The organism is Streptomyces prunicolor (assembly GCF_045162825.1).
Lineage (GTDB): Bacteria > Actinomycetota > Actinomycetes > Streptomycetales > Streptomycetaceae > Streptomyces > Streptomyces prunicolor.
The window spans coordinates 3,289,271-3,306,245 of record NZ_CP108676.1 but is presented as its reverse complement, the minus strand read 5'-3'; the positions used below and the strand labels follow the sequence as shown (position 1 = coordinate 3,306,245).

The 16,975-nt window shown below is 70.1% G+C and carries 16 protein-coding genes; 9 read left to right on the top strand and 7 right to left on the bottom strand.

Annotated elements, in window-relative coordinates; translation table 11 throughout:
- Positions 1-132 precede the first annotated feature (132 nt).
- Together OG588_RS14750 and OG588_RS14745 are read left to right on the top strand one after the other, a co-directional pair.
- Positions 133-714, top strand: coding sequence for a TMEM165/GDT1 family protein (locus tag OG588_RS14750; protein WP_317771168.1), 582 nt, complete (start codon positions 133-135; stop codon positions 712-714).
- A gap of 221 nt (positions 715-935) precedes the next feature.
- Positions 936-1,595, top strand: a complete 660-nt coding sequence (locus OG588_RS14745; protein WP_405947678.1) for an HAD family hydrolase — start codon at positions 936-938, stop codon at positions 1,593-1,595.
- A 402-nt stretch (positions 1,596-1,997) separates the two neighbouring features.
- On the opposite strand, the gene OG588_RS14740 is transcribed toward OG588_RS14745, so the two are convergent.
- Positions 1,998-3,047: a peptidoglycan-binding protein gene (locus tag OG588_RS14740; RefSeq protein ID WP_405947677.1), complete on the bottom strand. Its 1,050-nt coding sequence runs from the start codon at positions 3,045-3,047 to the stop codon at positions 1,998-2,000.
- A 157-nt stretch (positions 3,048-3,204) separates the two neighbouring features.
- Between OG588_RS14740 and OG588_RS14735 the strand changes: the two genes are divergently transcribed.
- Positions 3,205-5,286: a DHA2 family efflux MFS transporter permease subunit gene (locus OG588_RS14735; protein WP_405947676.1), complete on the top strand. Its 2,082-nt coding sequence runs from the start codon at positions 3,205-3,207 to the stop codon at positions 5,284-5,286.
- A gap of 291 nt (positions 5,287-5,577) precedes the next feature.
- Here the strand turns inward: OG588_RS14735 and OG588_RS14730 are convergent, their stop codons facing one another.
- Positions 5,578-6,069, bottom strand: a complete 492-nt coding sequence (locus tag OG588_RS14730) for a GNAT family N-acetyltransferase (protein WP_405947675.1) — start codon at positions 6,067-6,069, stop codon at positions 5,578-5,580.
- 10 nt (positions 6,070-6,079) lie between these two features.
- Complete coding sequence (locus tag OG588_RS14725) at positions 6,080-6,709, bottom strand: dihydrofolate reductase family protein (protein WP_405947674.1); 630 nt, start codon at positions 6,707-6,709, stop codon at positions 6,080-6,082.
- Positions 6,710-6,886: 177 nt separating this feature from the next.
- Here OG588_RS14725 and OG588_RS14720 point away from each other — a divergent pair, with 177 nt between their 5' ends.
- Both OG588_RS14720 and OG588_RS14715 read left to right on the top strand, forming a co-directional pair.
- Positions 6,887-7,534 carry a hypothetical protein gene (locus OG588_RS14720; RefSeq protein ID WP_405947673.1) on the top strand — a complete coding sequence of 216 codons (648 nt, stop codon included), beginning with the start codon at positions 6,887-6,889 and terminating at the stop codon, positions 7,532-7,534.
- 5 nt (positions 7,535-7,539) lie between these two features.
- Complete coding sequence (locus OG588_RS14715) at positions 7,540-8,370, top strand: hypothetical protein (protein ID WP_405947672.1); 831 nt, start codon at positions 7,540-7,542, stop codon at positions 8,368-8,370.
- On the opposite strand, the gene OG588_RS14710 is transcribed toward OG588_RS14715, so the two are convergent.
- Positions 8,359-8,817: a DUF1992 domain-containing protein gene (locus tag OG588_RS14710; protein ID WP_405947671.1), complete on the bottom strand. Its 459-nt coding sequence runs from the start codon at positions 8,815-8,817 to the stop codon at positions 8,359-8,361. The two genes, OG588_RS14715 and OG588_RS14710, sit on opposite strands and share 12 nt — an antisense overlap.
- 83 nt (positions 8,818-8,900) lie before the next feature.
- On the opposite strand from OG588_RS14710, the gene OG588_RS14705 reads away from it, so the two are divergent.
- Entirely contained in the window at positions 8,901-9,293 is a 393-nt protein-coding gene (locus tag OG588_RS14705; RefSeq protein ID WP_019060401.1) for a hypothetical protein, read from the top strand.
- 34 nt (positions 9,294-9,327) lie between these two features.
- Here OG588_RS14705 and OG588_RS14700 read toward each other — a convergent pair whose 3' ends face one another.
- Entirely contained in the window at positions 9,328-10,008 is a 681-nt protein-coding gene (locus tag OG588_RS14700; RefSeq protein WP_405947670.1) for an O-methyltransferase, read from the bottom strand.
- A gap of 262 nt (positions 10,009-10,270) precedes the next feature.
- Here OG588_RS14700 and OG588_RS14695 point away from each other — a divergent pair, with 262 nt between their 5' ends.
- Positions 10,271-12,334, top strand: coding sequence for a bifunctional glycosyltransferase 87/phosphatase PAP2 family protein (locus tag OG588_RS14695; RefSeq protein ID WP_405947669.1), 2,064 nt, complete (start codon positions 10,271-10,273; stop codon positions 12,332-12,334).
- Positions 12,335-12,338: 4 nt separating this feature from the next.
- On the opposite strand, the gene OG588_RS14690 is transcribed toward OG588_RS14695, so the two are convergent.
- Positions 12,339-13,226, bottom strand: a complete 888-nt coding sequence (locus OG588_RS14690) for an SDR family oxidoreductase (RefSeq protein ID WP_405947668.1) — start codon at positions 13,224-13,226, stop codon at positions 12,339-12,341.
- Positions 13,227-13,381: 155 nt separating this feature from the next.
- On the opposite strand from OG588_RS14690, the gene OG588_RS14685 reads away from it, so the two are divergent.
- Positions 13,382-14,281 carry a LysR family transcriptional regulator gene (locus OG588_RS14685; RefSeq protein WP_405947667.1) on the top strand — a complete coding sequence of 300 codons (900 nt, stop codon included), beginning with the start codon at positions 13,382-13,384 and terminating at the stop codon, positions 14,279-14,281.
- Here OG588_RS14685 and OG588_RS14680 read toward each other — a convergent pair.
- A complete protein-coding gene (locus OG588_RS14680) occupies positions 14,265-15,434 on the bottom strand; it encodes a steroid 3-ketoacyl-CoA thiolase (protein ID WP_393042318.1) in 1,170 nt (389 codons plus the stop codon). The two genes, OG588_RS14685 and OG588_RS14680, sit on opposite strands and share 17 nt — an antisense overlap.
- Before the next feature lie 231 nt (positions 15,435-15,665).
- On the opposite strand from OG588_RS14680, the gene OG588_RS14675 reads away from it, so the two are divergent.
- Complete coding sequence (locus OG588_RS14675; RefSeq protein WP_405947666.1) at positions 15,666-16,901, top strand: cytochrome P450; 1,236 nt, start codon at positions 15,666-15,668, stop codon at positions 16,899-16,901.
- Positions 16,902-16,975 lie beyond the last annotated feature (74 nt).

The window sequence follows — 16,975 nt, the reverse complement described above, 5'->3', positions numbered from 1 at the left end:
TGGGGATGGGTCGGCCAGCGAGACCTTCGGTAAAGCAGTGCACTAGTCGTTTTTCGTGTGCGCTGCCGTGCCGAGGTGTCCGCGGACAGCACACACACTCTCGGTGGGGCAGCCCCGACCGATTGAGGAATCTTGATCAGCATCAGCGTGACGGCGCTCGTCTTCGGCGTCGTCTTTCTCGCCGAACTCCCCGACAAGACCGCGCTCGCCGGACTCGTCCTCGGCACCCGCTATCGCGCCTCGTACGTCTTCGCCGGTGTGGCCGCCGCGTTCCTTCTCCATGTCGTGCTCGCGGTGGCGGCGGGCAGCGTACTGACGCTGCTGCCACAGCAGTTGGTGGCCGCGGTGACCGGTGTGCTCTTCCTGGGCGGGGCCGCGGTGCTCCTCTTCAAGAAGGGTGATGACGAGGAGGAGGTCCGCAAGCCGAAGGACCAGTCCTTCTGGAAGGTGTCCGGCGCCGGATTCATGCTCATCCTGGTCGCCGAGTTCGGTGACCTGACCCAGATCATGACGGCCAACCTCGCGGCTCGCTACGACGATCCGTTCTCCGTCGGTCTCGGTGCGGTGCTGGCGTTGTGGGCGGTGGCCGGGCTGGGCATCGTGGGCGGGAAGGCGCTGATGAAGCGGGTGCCGTTGAAGTTGATCACGCAGATCGCGGCGGTGCTGATGCTGGGGCTGGGGGCGTGGAGTCTCTGGGAGGCCGTGACGGCCTGAGCAGGTGAGGGGGGCTTTGGTTCGACGGGGTGAGCTGAACGGTGGGTGAACTGTTCCGGGGGTGGTGGCGCGATGCCGGTTCGATTTTGTACCGTAGGGAAACAAAGTGGCTCCCGTCCGTTCTCCCTGACCGGCGGGCGGGGCCACCTTGTCTCTCCGGGGGTTGACCGGGGTGACCAGGTTGACCGACGTACACCTCTCCCGTTCCTTGGAGCCTGCCGATGACGGCCACCACCGTGCTCACCGCCCGCGCCCTCCTGCTGGACATGGACGGCACCCTCGTCGACTCGCACGCCGTCGTCGAGCGGATCTGGCGGAACTGGTCCGACCGGCACGGGCTGAACGCGGACGAGGTCATGAAGGTCGTGCACGGTCGGCAGGGGTACGCGTCGATGGCGCTGCTGCTGCCTGGGCGGCCCATGGAGCAGAACTACGCCGAGAACGCGCGCATGCTCGCCGAGGAGACCGCGGACGTCGAGGGCGTCGTCCCGATTCCCGGTGCGCCGGAGTTTCTGGCGTCCTTGCGGGGGCTGCCGCACGCGCTCGTCACGTCGGCGGACGTTGCGCTGTCCACGGCGCGGATGGGCGCGGCCGGGCTGGAGTTGCCGGAGGTTCGGATCACCGCCGAGTCCGTCGGCGCGAGCAAGCCTGACCCGGAGGGCTTCCTGAAGGGCGCCGCGGAACTGGGCGTCGCGCCTGCGGATTGTGTTGTCTTCGAGGACTCCGGGGCGGGGATTGCGGCGGGGCGCTCCGCGGGGATGCGGGTGGTGGGGGTTGGGCCGCAGGCCGGGTTCCATCGGGCGGATGTGGTGGTGCGGAATTTGCGTGAGGTTCGGGTTGAGGATTTGGGGGGCGGGGGGATTCGGCTGCACGTGGGGTAGGGGGTGCGGGGTGGAGGTTGGGGGTGCGGGTTAGGGGTGGGATCAGTGGGGCGGGATGGGTGGCGCGTCGGTTGTGCCTCCTTGGGGCGCTTCGGTTGTTTTGCGGGTGCTGCGCCGTGGGGGCTGGTCGCGCAGTTCCCCGCGCCCCTTTGGGGCGCTGTTCCTCGGGGGGGTGGCCTGCGGGCGTTGGCGGTGCTGGTGCGGCGGCCGACCCGGTGCGCGCCAGGGGCGGTCTCGGTGCCTCTCGCAACCCGGCAGCCTTCAGCCCTGGCGCTCCCCGTCATCCCCGGCGCCCTTCAGCTCCGCTCGTCCGCAACCCCGGCGCCCTCGGTCAACCCCGGCGCTCTCCGCAACCTCGGCCCCCCAACCTCGGCGCCGATAAGCCTCCCAGCCAGCGCAGCGTCACGGCTCAGTCGTCTCGGACTCCAGCCTCGCTCGCGTCGCCGTCCCGTATACCCCCAGCTCGTCGGACGTGATGCCGCGGGCCACCTGGTAGGCGCGTACCGACGTCTGTACCTGCTTGTCGAAGATGCCGTTGTCGGGGCCGGAGTAGAACTTCGCCTCGGCCAGGCGGAGTTGGAGTTCGGTGACCTCGGGGCCTTCGTCGCCGCGTTGCAGGACCGTGGTGGGGGTGCTGTTGCCCTGGCGGCCGGTGGCGGAGGAGGTTGAGGTCGAGGCGGTGGGCGTCGGGGTGTGGCTGGCGGGCGCCGATCTCGACGCCGTGGCGGACGGGCTCGACGACGCCGCCGGTGACGGGGGCTCGCTGAGCGACGGGGCCGGGGACGCCGACGTCGGCTGTGCGGACGTGGAGCCGCTCGTGGACGGTGTTGCCGACGCCGGGCTCTTCGACGCCGTCGGGACGCTCGCCCGTACGTCCTGAGGGGCCGCCTCGTCCCGTGACGGTGTCTCGTACGAGAACATGCCGCTCGCGAACGCCGCGACCGCGGTCACCGCTACGACGGCTCCCGCGGCGGCGAGGAGGACGGTACGGCGGTGGCGGCGGCGCGGGGAGACTTCGTCGTCCGTGAGCGGGTCCGGGGCGGCCCCGTCACCCTTGCCACTCCCGCCCTCCGCGAACAGGCTCAGGTCCGTCCGGATCGGGGCGGTGTCCGACGGTGCCCGGAGGGTGGGGAGGACCGACGTCTCCTGCGCAGGGGGCGGCGACGGCGTCACCGCGCGCAGCAGCATCGTCTCCTCGACCGCCGGCAGCCGCTGTGTCTCACCCTCGGGAGCCACCGGTGTCGCCGGAGGCGTCCGCTCCTGCGGGGTGCCGTCCAGTTCCACATACGGTCTGATCCGCAGCGGGTCGAAGTCCTCCGCCGCTGCCGCCTCCGCCGTGCGCGCGTCACGCAGCGCGTCGGACGCCCGTTGGGTGCAGGCGCAGGACGGGGAACCGTCGGCTGCCCGAGGTGCCCCGCACTGCGGGCATATGTGGCCCTTCGCCTCGTTCACGTGTTCGTCCCTCCCCGTCGGACTCCAGAGGTTATGCGGATCTCCTTCACGCCGTCTCCTCCGACCCCCGGAATGCGGGCTTCCATTCGGACTCAACAGGCCGTAACCGGCCATACCGATCACCATGGATGTGTAACGAGAGCCGCAGGAGGTCTTCATGGCCGGCGATGCGCACGGTATGACGGGGAATGTGCACGACGCGCAGCCACCGGAAGGGCCCCCGCAGCGGGGCAGTTCCGCTCAGGAACACGTGTCGGGCAACGTCCTCGTCTCGATCGGGGCGCTGCTCCTGGGGCTGCTGCTCGCCGCCCTCGACCAGACCATCGTGTCGACCGCCCTGCCGACGATCGTCAGTGATCTCGGTGGGCTGGAGCATCTGTCGTGGGTGGTCACCGCGTATCTGCTCGCCTCGACCGCCGCGACCCCGCTGTGGGGCAAGCTCGGCGACCAGTACGGGCGGAAACGGCTGTTCCAGATCGCGATCGTGATCTTCCTCATCGGGTCCGCGCTCTGCGGCGCGGCGCAGAACATGCCCCAGCTGATCGGCTTCCGGGCGCTCCAAGGTCTCGGCGGCGGTGGGCTGATCGTGCTGTCGATGGCGATCGTGGGTGACGTCGTATCGCCACGTGAACGCGGGCGCTACCAGGGGCTGTTCGGTGCCGTGTTCGGCGCGACCAGTGTCCTCGGGCCGCTGCTCGGCGGGCTGTTCACCGAGCATCTCAGCTGGCGCTGGGTCTTCTACATCAACCTCCCCGTCGGCGTCGTCGCCCTCGCCGTCATCGCGACCGCCCTGCACATCCCGCGCAAGTCGACCCGGCACGTCATCGACTACCTCGGCACCTTCCTCATCGCCGCGGTCGCCACCTGCCTGGTCCTCGTCGCCTCCCTCGGCGGCACCACCTGGGGCTGGGGTTCACCGCAGATCATCGGGCTCGCGGTGCTGGGTGTGGTGCTGATCGCCGCGTTCGTCGCCGTGGAGCGGCGGGCCGCCGAACCCGTCCTCCCGCTGAAGCTGTTCCGCGTCCGTACCTTCACGCTCGCCGCCGTCATCAGCTTCATCGTCGGCTTCGCGATGTTCGGCGCGATGACCTATCTGCCGACCTTCCTCCAGGTCGTCCAGGGCATCACCCCGACCATGTCCGGCGTCCACATGCTGCCGATGGTGTTCGGCATGCTCCTGTCGTCCACCGGCTCCGGCCAGGTCGTCAGCCGCACCGGCCGCTGGAAGGTGTTCCCCATCGCCGGCACCGGCATCACCGCCCTCGGCCTGCTGCTCCTCCACCGGCTCGACGAGAACAGCTCCACCGCCGAGATGAGCGCCTACTTCTTCGTCTTCGGGCTCGGACTCGGCCTGGTCATGCAGGTGTTGGTGCTGATCGTGCAGAACGCCGTCTCGTACGAGGATCTCGGCGTCGCCACCTCCGGCGCGACCTTCTTCCGCTCCATCGGCGCCTCGTTCGGCGTCGCCATCTTCGGCACGGTCTTCGCGAGCCGACTGGGCGACAAGCTCACGGACGCTCTCCGGGGGACCTCGCTGCCGCCGGGCGTCACACCGGACGGCCTGGAGTCCGATCCGCGTGGCATCTCCGAACTGCCGGTCGCGGTACGGCCGGAGGCCCTGCACGCGTATGCGTCCTCGATCACCGATGTGTTCCTGTACGCCGCTCCCGTCGCCCTCGTCGGCTTCGTCCTGGCGTGGTTCCTCAAGGAGGACAAACTGCGCGGCTCGGTCACCGCCCCCGACGTCACCGAGACCCTCGCCAGCAACCCCGTCCAACGGTCCTCCTACGACGAGGTGTGCCGCGCGCTGTCCGTCCTCGGCACACGGGAGGGGCGCCGCGAGATCTACAAGACGATCACCGCGAAAGCGGGCTACGACCTTCAGCCCGCGGCCAGTTGGCTGCTGCTGCGCATCAAGCGGGACGGCTGGGCGGAACCGGGTGTGCTGGCCGAGCGCAGCACCGTGCCGTTGCCCGTCATCCTCGCCGCGGTCCGTCAGATCGAGGGGCGGGGGCTCGCCGTACGGGAGGGTCTCGACCTCCAACTGAGCGAGCGGGGGCGGGAAGTGGCCGAGAAGCTGTCACTGGCTCGTGAGGAATCTCTCGCGGAGACCCTGGGGGACTGGTGGGGGCCGGATCGGCCTACGGATCTTGTTCAGCTGGTGAAGGAGCTGAATGGCGAGTTGTGCGGGTCGGATCGGGAGCAGCCGCACAACGGGACGGCTGCGACGCTCAGTTGAGGTCCTTTCGGAACCGGTGCTTTGAGTGGTGCCGGGGGCCTGGGCCGGTGCTGGCCAGGCACCGTGCGCGCACCTCTTTTGGTTCGGTCGCCTTCGGGGCGCTGGGAGCCGGTGTCGAGAGCCCCACCGTGCTCGGCGCTGCGCGCCTCCGCGCTCCCCCAGAGGGGGGACCCCCAACCTCTCGACACCGGCGCGCCCCTACGGCTCCCTCTCGGCCGTCGGCGTTGGGACAGTGGGACTTGGTGGGCCCGCAACCGGGGTTGAGGGCCCACCAAAGGCGTTCAGCTGACGTCAGTTGAGGGGTTTGCGGAACCAGTGCTCGGCGTACAGGTCGTCGTTGTGGCGGTCGGTCTCCTCGTAGCCGAGCCTCGTGTACAGGGTTCGCGCCTCCACCAGGTCGTTCCGGGTGTCGAGGATCATCACCTTGGCGCCCAGCTCGCGGGCGGCGTCCTCGGCGGCCGTCACGAGCCTCGGAGCGCCGCCCCGGCCGCGCATCCCCTCGTGGACGAAGACCCTCTTCAACTCGGCCGTCGTCGCGTCGAGCAGCCGTACGCCCGCGCTGCCGGCCGGCTCGCCCCCGTACCGGGCGACCAGCAACAGACCGCTGGGCGGGGCGAGTTCGGAGCCGGTGCAGGCGGCGATCTCGCGTTCCAGTTCGGCGGGGTCCGTGCGGTGGTTCTCGTGCAGCAGGTACCAGCGGTCGCTGACCTCGGTGTAGTACGCCCGCCAGAGCGCGGCGGCGACGGGGGAGTCGTAGGGTTCCGGGGCGATCGTCCAGGTCATGCGGGCATTGTCAGGAGATGGCGGGGGTGCGGCGCAAGCGAATATGGGTCACCTCGGGGGAGGAGTCCAGGACCTGGGTCTGCTTCCATTCGATGTGCGTGTCGCCCACGTTGTCGAACAGGCGTCGTCCGCCGCACGCGAGGACCGGCACGACATGCAGGAGGAGTTCGTCCAACCACCCGGCGCGGATGAACTGTTGGACCAGATCGGCGCCGCCCGCGAGGGAGATGTCCTTGTCGCCGGCCGCCTCGCGGGCCAACTCCAGTGCGCGGCCGGGGCCTTCGGTGACGAAGTGGTAGGTCGTGCCGCCCTTCTTCACCACCGACTCCCGCGGGTGGTGGGTGACGACGAACACGGGGGCGTGGAACGGCGGTTCGTCGCCCCACGGGGTCTCCCCGCTGACGAACATGCCGTGCCCCATGACCACCGGTCCCAGTCGCTCGATCCACTCGGCGAGCAACTCGTCGTCCGGGCCGCCCGCCCCGCCCTTCATGCCCTGCATCCGGCGGAAGCTCCGCAGCCCGAACACCCAGGAGTGCAGCCGCTCCCCACCGATGCCGAGCGGATGCTCCCGCCCCGACTCCGGGCCCGCGATGTACCCGTCCAGCGACATGGCCAGCCGTGCGATGACCTCACCCATGACAACCTCCTCGATCGGTCCTTGCCCCTGCGTCGAACGGGGCGGGGCGGAATCGACACACCGGCAACACGAATTCCGCCGAGGTGTGGCCGTCGTTTGAAGAGGGCCTTTGAGGCAACCCGGTAGAGGAACCGACCGACTACGAGAGCCGGTTGGCCAAGAACCCGGAAGGCACTCATGTCCACAGGCGTGATCATCGTTTTGATCGTGATCGTGGTCGGCGTGGTCGCTGCCGCGGCCGCCCTGGCGCTGCGTGCCCGAGGCGCGACCGGCGGCTCGGGCCTGAAGCGCCGCTTCGGGCCGGAGTACGACCGGACCGTGGCCCGGCACGACGGCGACGCGAAGGCCGCCGAGCAGGAGCTCGGCGCGCGCGTCCAGGAGCACGGTTCGCTGCACGAGCAGCCGCTGGAGCCCGCGGCTCGCGAGCAGTTCCAGGCCCGTTGGGCCGCCGCCCAGGAGCTCTTCGTCGACTCGCCCCGCCAGGCCGTGTCCGACGTGGACCAGCTGCTCGGCGAGGTCGCCGGCGCCCGGGGCTTCCCCGACGTCGCCGAGTACGACAAGCAGTTCGACGCGCTGTCCGTGCACCACGCGGACCACGTCCACGGCTACCGGCGCGTGCACCGTGTCGTCACCACGCGTACGAACGGCACGCCGGAGAGCCAGGCCGGTACCGAGGAGATGCGTGAGGCGATGCTCGAAGCCCGCGCCCTCTTCGACGACCTGGTGAGCGACGACAGCCGTGGCAGTCGTCATGGCAACGGCGACGGGCGCGGTGGCCGTCACTCGATCGGCTCATTCAACAAGCAGGCACTGAAGGGGAGTTGAGCTTAATGTCCGACGCGATACGGCCGACCGGCGACAACACGAACGCGAGCACGAACACGAACGCGGAGCGCGCCGACCGCAAGGAAACCGACAGGACAGCGGACAGGACCGCCGACAAGGCCGCCGACAAGACCGCCGAGCAGCGGGATGCCGAGAAGGCGTCGCGCGAGTCCGGGTCCGGGTCCGGCACCAAGCCGTTCGGCAGCAGGACCGGCGACGACAGGTCCACCGACGGCACAGCCACCGACGACAAGTCGGCACCGCGTGGGTCCGAGAAGGTGACACCGCTCGGGTCGTCCGACCGGACGCCGACGGCATCGACCCCGACGACCACGTCGGCGTCGGCGTCATCGACGACCTCCTCGCGTGAGGCCGACCGGGCGATCCCGAGCCCGCGCACCGGCGACACGACCGGCACCGAGCGCGGTGAGCGCACCGATCGCTCCGACCGCAGCGAGCAGCAGTCGTCCCGCTCCGTGCATGCCCCCGAGCCCGCCCCCGGCATCGGCTCCGGTGCCGCCTCCGGCAACGGGCGGCGCGTTCCGCAGGACGCCGAGAACGGCAGCCTGCTGCCGCACGACGAGAGCGACAAGTTCAGCCTGCGGCTGCAGCACGCGGTCACCGGGTTCGTCGACGAGCCCCGGTCCGCCGTCGAGGAGGCCGACCACGTACTGGAAGAGGTCGCCGCCCGCTTCACGGAGGCCGTCACCAAGCGCCGCGCCACCCTGCACGGTTCCTGGGAGTCCAAGGGCTCGGACGGCTCGGAGAACACCGAGCAACTCCGCCTGGCCCTGCGGGACTACCGCGAACTGACGGAGCGGCTGCTACACATCTGACCCGCCGGCTCCGGCTGTTCCGCCGCCGGTTCCGTCCGTTCCGTCAACCGCCCGGCGCTCCCGCCACTCCCGCGCGACCTCTTCGACGTCGTACGGCTTCATTCCCAGCGGGGGGCCGGGCGGTGGCTTGAACATCATCTCGCGGATCTTCACGTTGACTTCGGTGACGATCTTCCGCGCGATCCGCTCCGAAGGGGCCGAGTACGCCGCAGCAAGGGCGTCCTCGGCCTCTTTGCGCAGGGCCAGGGTCGGTGGCAGCACGGAGAAGCCCTCCCGGGCCATCTTCTGCTTGATCCACCACAGTTCGTCGTACGTCGTGTCGGCGCCGGACGGCAACGGCTTCCCCGCGCCCGGGAGTTGGGCGAACTCGCCGGCCTGCTCGGCGTCCCGGATCTGCTTGTCGACCCAGGACTCGAAGGACACACCCGGTGGCTTCCGCTCGGTCATGACTTCCATTGTGCCGGACGCGGTGGCGCCGGGCGATTTATCATGCGCCCGCTGCTGTAAGGACACTTCACAGGGGAGCGCACGTGCTCGAACTCACCATGGCCTCGGTCTCCGGGACGGACGAGGGCGCCACCGCCGGCATGTTGATGGCCGACGCGCCCAGTGACCCGGGCGCGGTGCTGCGGGTGGGCCGCGACGAGACGGTGTGCCGGCTGGTGACACCGGACGACTGGCTGTTCATCTCGCGGGTCCATCTGGAGTTCCTGTGCGGACCCGAGGGCGTCTGGCAGGTGAGCTGGCTGCGCGGCTCCCAGCCCGACCCGTCCTCCGAAGTACGCCTGATCGTCGGTGAGTACGCCCAGACCGTCGGCTACGGAGGCAGCGTGCCGTTGCCCCGGGGCGGCAGCGGCGAGATCGTCATCAAGGACCGCACCGGGCCGCGCAGCGTCAACGTCGGCTTCTATCACGAGAGTTGAGAAGCCCTCAGCGGGAAACCCCGGGCCAGGAGCTCTAGTCGAGCACTCGCGCCAGCGCGAACCCGTCGTAGCCCTTCTTGCCCACCGTCTGGATCGCCGTACCGGACAGGCGCGCGTGCGAGCCGATCAACTCGATCGCCGTGCGCGTGCCCCGGACGTCCGGCGACGTGTCGTCCGGGTCGGCCACCCGGCCGCCGCGCACCACGTTGTCGATGATGATCAGGCTGCCGGGGCGGGTGAGCTTGAGGGCCCACTCCACGTAGTGCGGGTTGTTGACCTTGTCGGCGTCGATGAAGACCAGGTCGAAGGGGGCTGGGTTCTCGGCGGCCTCGTCGGCGAGCTCGGCCAGTGACTCCAGGGCCGGGCCCACCCGTACCTCGACGATCTTGTCGAGGCCCGCGCGGGCGATGTTGCGGCCGGCGACCTCGGCGTGCTTCGGGCTGTACTCCAGGGTGACCAGCCGGCCGTCGGCGGGCAGCGCGCGGGCCAGCCAGATCGTGCTGTAACCGCCGAGGGTGCCGATCTCCAGGACGCGGGTGGCGCCCTGGATCTGCGCCAGGAGGTGGAGCAGCTTGCCCGCGGCGGCGGACACCGCGATCTCCGGGAGCCCGGCGGCCTCGCTGTCGCGCAGGGTCGCCGCCAACACCTCGTCCTCCGGGGCGAGTTGGCTGATGAAGTAGTCGTCGACATCGTCCCACAACTGCGACTCGCTCATGTGCCGGTGCCTCTCGTGAATCCGGTGAGAACTGATACGAACCCGTTCGTGTGCAATCACTCACTGTACGGATGCGCCGTTATTCGGTGTGCCCAGGCAACCCGAGGCCGACTATCGTCATCCGGACAAAAGGAGGCGGACGTCAGGTGAAGGGGGGGTTGCCTGCGTCTCTCCCGCAGGGAGTGCGAACCTCATAGGGTTCATAGAGGGAACAGCCACGCAAGCGACGCGTGGGACGAGCGGGGCGGGAGGCCTACGAGGCGTGGCGAACGTGGAGCACAGCGGGCGACCGGCGGGAGCCGCGGGAGCATTCGGGTCGAGTGCCGCCCAGACGGCCAGGGCACGGCTGCGCGTGGCGCGCCTGGGTCTGTGGCTGGTCGCCGCGGTCCTCGCCGTACGGCAGGTGGCCGTGGTCCTCAGCACCCCGCAGGGGGACCGGCTGACCGACCTGGAGACCTGGGTGGGGCCGAACGGCGTGCTGCATGTGAAGGGCTCGCTGTACGACTCGACGCAGTTCACCGGCACCCCCTTCGGCGGGCTCGTCCTCAAACCGCTCACCCGCGCGGCCGAACAGGCCCTCGGCTGGGGCTGGACCTTCGGCACGCTGCTGCTGGTCGTCGCGCTCGGCCTGGTCGTCGCGCGTGCCCTGCCACAGCCCGTCACCCGCCGTAGCTCGCTGCTCGCCGCGCCCGTCGCGATCAGCCTGCTCATGCTGTCGCTGCCGGTGCGCAACACACTCTGGCTCGGCCAGACCAGCATCATCCCGGTCCTGCTCGTGCTGCTCGGCTGCTTCACCGTGCGCGGCGAGCGGTCCAGTGGAGTGCTGATCGGCCTCGCCGCCGCGCTCCAGCCGACCGTGCTGCTCTTCGCGCCGCTGCTGTGGTTCACCGGCCGGCGCCGGGCCGCTGTCACCTCCGCGCTCACGTTCGCCGCGAGCGTGGTGATCGCGTGGGCCGCGATGCCGCACGACTCGTACACCTACTGGGTGCACCACATCGCCGGGGCCGGCCTCGGCGGCGCGGCTGACGGCCTCGGCAACCAGTCGCTGCACGGCGCGCTGCTGCGGCTCGGTCTCACCGGGCCGCTGGAGATCGGTGTGTTCCTGGTGCTGGGCGCGGCCGTCGCGTACCTGGGCCTGCGCCGGGCCGTGCGGTACGCGCGCGACGGGCAGCTGCTGCTCGCGGTCGCGGTCACCGGCTGCGCGGCGATCGCCGTGTCGCCGACGACCTGGCAGCACCAGCTGCTGTGGGTGCTGCTCGCGGTGGTCGGCCGGGTCGGCAAGCGGACCTCGGACCGGTACGTGTGGCCGGTCGCGGTGGTCCTCGTCGTCACGCTGCCCGCGAAGATGATGCTGCCGAACATGGCGGCCGTCTATCCGCTCCGTGACAACGTCGTCCTGCTCATGGCGCTGGCCGCCGCGACCGTCGTGCCGTTCCTGTCCCGTACGTCGGAGTACTACCGCCGGCCGATCCCCACGGAGTACGCCGAGCCGGTCCCCACGCGCTGGAAGCACGTCCCGCTGCTCCCGTTCCTGCGCCGCGTCCTGACCCGCCCGAACCTCCTCCTCGAACTCCTCCTGATCCGCGTCACCTACGCCGCCTACCAGCAGGTCCGCCTCGCGGCCACCGGCGGCACCAACGCGGGCGGCCGGGCCACGGCGGAACACCACGGCCACGAGATCCTCTCGATCGAGCGCTTCCTGCACATCGACATCGAGCACGCGGTCAACCACTGGGTGGTGAAGGTCGACTTCCTGAAGGACTTCTTCAACTTCTACTACGAGTCCTTCCACTTCGTGGTCCCGCTCACGGTCATGGCCGTCCTCTACTGGCGCCGCCCGGTCGACTACCGCTGGGCCCGCTCGGCCCTGGGCTTCGCCACTCTGCTCGCCCTGGTCGGCTTCTGGCTCTACCCGCTGGCCCCGCCCCGCCTGCTCCCAGGCCTCGGCATCATCGACACGGTCCACGGCGTCCAGGACTTCTCCAAGCCGGACTACGGCACCCTCACCGCCCTCACCAACCAGTACGCGGCGATGCCCTCGCTGCACTTCGGCTGGTCCCTGTGGTGCGGCGTCGTCATCTTCGCCCTGGCCCCCAAGTGGTGGATGAAGGCCCTGGGCCTGCTGCACCCCTTCTTCACCGTCTCCGCGATCGTCGCGACCGGCAACCACTGGGTCCTGGACGCGGCCGGCGGCGCGGCGGTCGTCGCCGCGGGCTTCGGCCTGGCGTACGTCTTCCAGGGGCCGCGGGCGCGGTCGCTACGGCCGCAACAGGCGGAGATCAGCGCCGAGTTGGAGCCGGCGTCGGGTGACCGTATCCGGAGCTGATCCGCTACGGCGCCTCGTTGAAGTAGTAGTCATGGTCGAGGTCCGCGAGCAGGCCGATCCGGGTCGGTGTCCAGCCCAGCCGTTCCCGCGTCAGCGTGCTCGTTCCCACCAGGTCGGACGAGACGAAGTGGCCCAGCCAGCCGAAGTGGGTCCCGGCCTCGGCCACCGGCACGCTCGTCACCGGGATGTCCAGCCGCCTGCCGATGACCTCGGCGATCTCGCGTACGGGGATGCCCTCGTCGTCGACGGCGTGCAGGACCGAGCCCGCCGGGGCGTTCTCCAGGGCCAGCCGGAAGAGGACCGCCGCGTCGTCGCGGTGGACGGCGGCCCAGCGGTTGGTGCCGTCGCCGGGGTAGGCCGAGACGCCCTTGGCGCGGGCGATGTCGATGAGGGTGGGGACGAAGGCGTGATCGCCTTCGCCGTGCACCTGCGGAAGCCGGACGGCCGACGCGCGCACGCCCCGCGCCGCCGACGCCAGGGTTGTCACCTCGGCCGGGAGGCGGTTCAGCTCGGGGTGTGCGGAGGGGTCGGGTACGTCGTCCTCGCTCGGGCCGTGACTCATCACGGAGCTGATGACGAGGGGGCGGTCCGAACCGGCGAGGGTCTCGGTGAGGGCCTTCACCGCGCTCAGGTCGATCGCGACGGACGCGCCGTAGTTCGAGAAGTCGTGGATGAAACCGGTGTGGATCACACCGTCGGACGCCGACGCACCCGCGCGCAGCGCGTCGAGGTCCTCCAGCGAACCCCGGTGCACCTCCGCCCCGGTCGCCGCTAGCCGTTCGGCCGACGCGTCGGAACGCGCCAGGCCCAGCACCTTGTGACCGTTGGCGAGCAGTTCGCGGACGACCGCGCTGCCCACGAATCCGGTCGCTCCGGTGACGAAAACACGCATGACGAAATCACCCTGATCTAAGTCGGGTCGGAAGAATCGGTGTGTCTTCAGCCTGCGCCCGCCGTACCCCGCCCGTCCAAGACCGACTCCGGAAGACGTGATTCATTTCCGGTATCAGTGCAGCTCGCGCGGTTGTGGCGTCGTACAGTCGAGGGATGAGTGACCTGGACCTGCGCCTCGTCCGCTGCTTCACCGTCGTCGCCGAGGAACTGCACTTCGGCCGGGCGGCGGCCGTCCTGCATCTCGCGCAGCCGTCCCTCAGTCGTCATGTCCGGCGCCTGGAGGGCGAGTTGGGCGTCCGGCTCTTCGACCGGACCGCGCAGGGCACTCAACTCACCGAAGCGGGGCGGGCGTTCCTGCCCCGGGCCCAGGCGTTGCTGCGGTCGGCGGCGGAGGCGGCGGCCGTGGTGCGGGAGGTCGCGCAGCCCAGCCGGGTCGTCGTCGGGTTCATGACCGGGCTCATCATCACCCCGGCGGTGCGTGCCCTGCGCGCCGGCCACCCCGAGGCCGATGTGCACAGCCGCTTCCTCGGCTGGGGCGAGCTGCCGTCCGCCCTGCTGGAGCACCGGGTCGACGTGGTGGTGGGCCGACTCCCGTTCGCCACCGAGGGGTTGAGCGTCAGTGTCCTCTGCGAGGAGCCCCGCGTGCTGCTGATGCCGGTCGGTCACCGGCTGGCCGGCAAGGAGCGCGTCAGCATCGACGACATCGCCGACGAGCCCGTACCCCGGTTCCCCGACGAGGAGTTCAACGCGTTCTGGCGCGTCGACCCCCGCCCGGACGGCCGCCCCGCTCCGGACGGGCCGTTCGTCCGGGAGTTGGAGGACAAGCTCGAAGCCATCGCGGCGGGCGAGGCGGTGGCGATCGTTCCGGCGGGCGCCGTCAGAAAGGGCCTGCGGCTCGATCTGACGACGGTCCCGATCGACGGCGTGGCCCCGGTCCCGGTCGTGCTGGCCGTTCGCGCGGGCGAGGAGGGCCGCCCACTCCTCGCGGCCTTCCGCGCCTGCGCCGAGGAGCACCTGCACCCCGCCAACCGGCTTGCTACAGACGCTGGATGATCGTCCCCGTCGCCAGCGCCCCGCCCGCGCACATCGTGATCAGCGCGAACTCCTTGTCGGCGCGCTCCAGTTCGTGAAGGGCCGTGGTGATCAGACGGGCGCCGGTCGCCCCGACCGGATGGCCGAGGGCGATCGCGCCGCCGTTCACGTTGACCTTCTCCAGGTCCTGGCCGAAGACCTGCGCCCAGCTCAACACCACGGACGCGAACGCCTCGTTGATCTCGACGAGGTCGATGTCCTTGAGCGTCATGCCCGCCTTGCCGAGCACGGCCCGCGTCGCGTCGATCGGCCCGTCGAGGTGGTAGTGCGGATCGGCCCCGACCAGCGCCTGGGCCACGATCCTCGCCCTCGGCCTGAGCTTCAGCGCCCGCGCCATCCGCTTCGACGCCCACATGATCGCCGAGGCGCCGTCGCTGATCTGGGAGGAGTTGCCCGCCGTATGCACGGCGGTCGGCATCACGGGCTTCAGGCGCGCCAGCGCCTCCATCGACGTGTCGCGCAGGCCCTCGTCGCGGTCGACGAGCCGCCACATGCCGTGCCCGGCGCGCTGTTCGTCCTCCGTCGTCGGCACCTGGACGGCGAACGTCTCCTTCTTGAAGCGTTCCTCGGACCAGGCGATCGCCGCCCGCTCCTGCGAGATCAGGCCGAGCGAGTCGACGTTCTCGCGGGTCAACTTCCGGTTGCGGGCGATGCGTTCGGCGGCCTCGAACTGGTTGGGCAGGTCCACGTTCCACTCGTCCGGGAACGGCTTCCCGGGTCCGTGCTTCGACCCCGACCCCAGCGGCACCCGTGACATCGCCTCGACGCCACAGCTGATCCCGACGTCGATGACGCCCGCCGCGATCATGTTGGCCGTCATGTGCGAGGCCTGCTGCGAGGAGCCGCACTGACAGTCGACCGTCGTCGCCGCCGTCTCGTACGGCAGACCCATGGCCAGCCAGGCCGTGCGCGCGGGGTTCATGGACTGTTCGCCGGCGTGGGTCACCGTGCCGCCGACGACCTGCTCGACGCAGTCGGCGTGGATGCCGGTGCGGCCGAGGAGTTCACGGTAGGTCTCGCCCAGGAGATAGGCGGGATGGAGGTTGGCGAGCGCGCCGCCGCGCTTGCCGATGGGAGTGCGTACGGCTTCCACGATGACGGGTTCCGCGACCATGGGACACGTCCTCTCCTCGTACACCGCGCGGCGCGGGCGTCCCGGCCACCCGCCACGCAGAACTAGTACGCGTTCTAGTTCTGTGTGCAGTCTGCTGACAGGCCGTCCACAACCGCAAGGGTCGTGCAGGGAATTCGGCTTGCCATGCCTCTTGCGACTTGTAGAACCCGTTATTACCTTCACGGGCATTCCCCTGTTCTGATGGACCGTCAGAAAACGGCTGGAGTGCCCATGCCCTGTCCAGCTCTGCCCGACGGGTTCGACTTCACCGACCCGGACCTGCTCCACCACCGCGTCCCGCTACCGGAGTTCGCCGAACTGCGCGCGGCCGAGCCGGTGCGCTGGATACCGCAGCCCCTCAACATCGCGGGGTTCCAGGACGAGGGCTACTGGGCCGTGACCCGGCACGCCGACGTCCGGTACGTCTCCACCCACCCGGAGATCTTCTCCTCGACCCTCAACACGGCGATCATCCGCTTCGGCGAGCACATGACGCGCGAGGCGCTCGACGTCCAGCAGTTGATCCTGCTCAACATGGACCCGCCCGAGCACACCCGCGTCCGCCAGATCGTCCAACGAGGCTTCACCCCGAGGGCGATCCGCGCCCTGGAGGAACGCCTGCGCGACCGCGCCCACGCGATCGTCGAGACCGCCCGCGCCCACTCCGGCCCCTTCGACTTCGTCACCGAGGTCGCCTGCGAACTGCCCCTCCAGGCCATCGCCGAACTCATCGGCATCCCGCAGGAGGACCGCGTCAAGATCTTCGAGTGGTCCAACAAGATGATCGCGTACGACGATCCCGAGTACGCCATCACGGAGGAGATCGGCGCCGAGTCCGCCGCCGAACTCATCGCCTACGCCATGGGAATGGCCGCCGAGCGCAAGCAGTGCCCGGCCCACGACATCGTCAGCACGCTGGTCGCCGCCGAGGACGAGGGCAACCTGAACTCCGACGAGTTCGGCTTCTTCGTGCTGATGCTCTCGGTGGCCGGCAACGAGACGACCCGCAACGCCATCACCCACGGGATGCACGCGTTCCTCACCCACCCCGAGCAGTGGGAGCTGTACAAGCGGGAGCGCCCGTCGACCGCCGCCGAGGAGATCGTCCGCTGGGCCACGCCGGTCAACGCCTTCCAGCGCACGGCGACCCAGGACACCGAGCTGGGCGGCAAGTCGATCAAAAAGGGCGACCGCGTCGGCATCTTCTACGCCTCCGCCAACCACGACCCCGAAGTCTTCGAGAACCCGGACCGGTTCGACGTCATGCGCGACCCGAACCCGCACCTGGGCTTCGGCGGCGGGGGCCCGCACTACTGCCTCGGCAAGTCCCTCGCGGTCCTCGAAATCGACCTGATCTTCAACGCGATAGCGGACGCGATGCCGAACCTGACGCTGACGGGCGACCCGCGCCGGCTGCGCTCCGCGTGGATCAACGGCGTCAAAGAGCTTCAGGTGACCGCCGGTTGAGGTGCCCCAGGTGAACGCACAGCTCGGGCCGGCGGCATCCCGGCGCCGCCGGCCCGTCTCAGCACGTGCGCGCA

Excerpts from the sequence above, each read along its gene's own strand:
- OG588_RS14745 (WP_405947678.1), top strand. The coding sequence starts at position 936 with ATGACGGCCACCACCGTGCTCACCGCCCGCGCCCTCCTGCTGGACATG.
- OG588_RS14735 (WP_405947676.1), top strand. The coding sequence starts at position 3,205 with ATGGCCGGCGATGCGCACGGTATGACGGGGAATGTGCACGACGCGCAG.
- OG588_RS14730 (WP_405947675.1), bottom strand. The coding sequence starts at position 6,069 with ATGACCTGGACGATCGCCCCGGAACCCTACGACTCCCCCGTCGCCGCC.
- OG588_RS14725 (WP_405947674.1), bottom strand. The coding sequence starts at position 6,709 with ATGGGTGAGGTCATCGCACGGCTGGCCATGTCGCTGGACGGGTACATC.
- OG588_RS14720 (WP_405947673.1), top strand. The coding sequence starts at position 6,887 with ATGTCCACAGGCGTGATCATCGTTTTGATCGTGATCGTGGTCGGCGTG.
- OG588_RS14715 (WP_405947672.1), top strand. The coding sequence starts at position 7,540 with ATGTCCGACGCGATACGGCCGACCGGCGACAACACGAACGCGAGCACG.
- OG588_RS14710 (WP_405947671.1), bottom strand. The coding sequence starts at position 8,817 with ATGACCGAGCGGAAGCCACCGGGTGTGTCCTTCGAGTCCTGGGTCGAC.
- OG588_RS14700 (WP_405947670.1), bottom strand. The coding sequence starts at position 10,008 with ATGAGCGAGTCGCAGTTGTGGGACGATGTCGACGACTACTTCATCAGC.
- OG588_RS14690 (WP_405947668.1), bottom strand. The coding sequence starts at position 13,226 with ATGCGTGTTTTCGTCACCGGAGCGACCGGATTCGTGGGCAGCGCGGTC.
- OG588_RS14685 (WP_405947667.1), top strand. The coding sequence starts at position 13,382 with ATGAGTGACCTGGACCTGCGCCTCGTCCGCTGCTTCACCGTCGTCGCC.
- OG588_RS14680 (WP_393042318.1), bottom strand. The coding sequence starts at position 15,434 with ATGGTCGCGGAACCCGTCATCGTGGAAGCCGTACGCACTCCCATCGGC.
- OG588_RS14675 (WP_405947666.1), top strand. The coding sequence starts at position 15,666 with ATGCCCTGTCCAGCTCTGCCCGACGGGTTCGACTTCACCGACCCGGAC.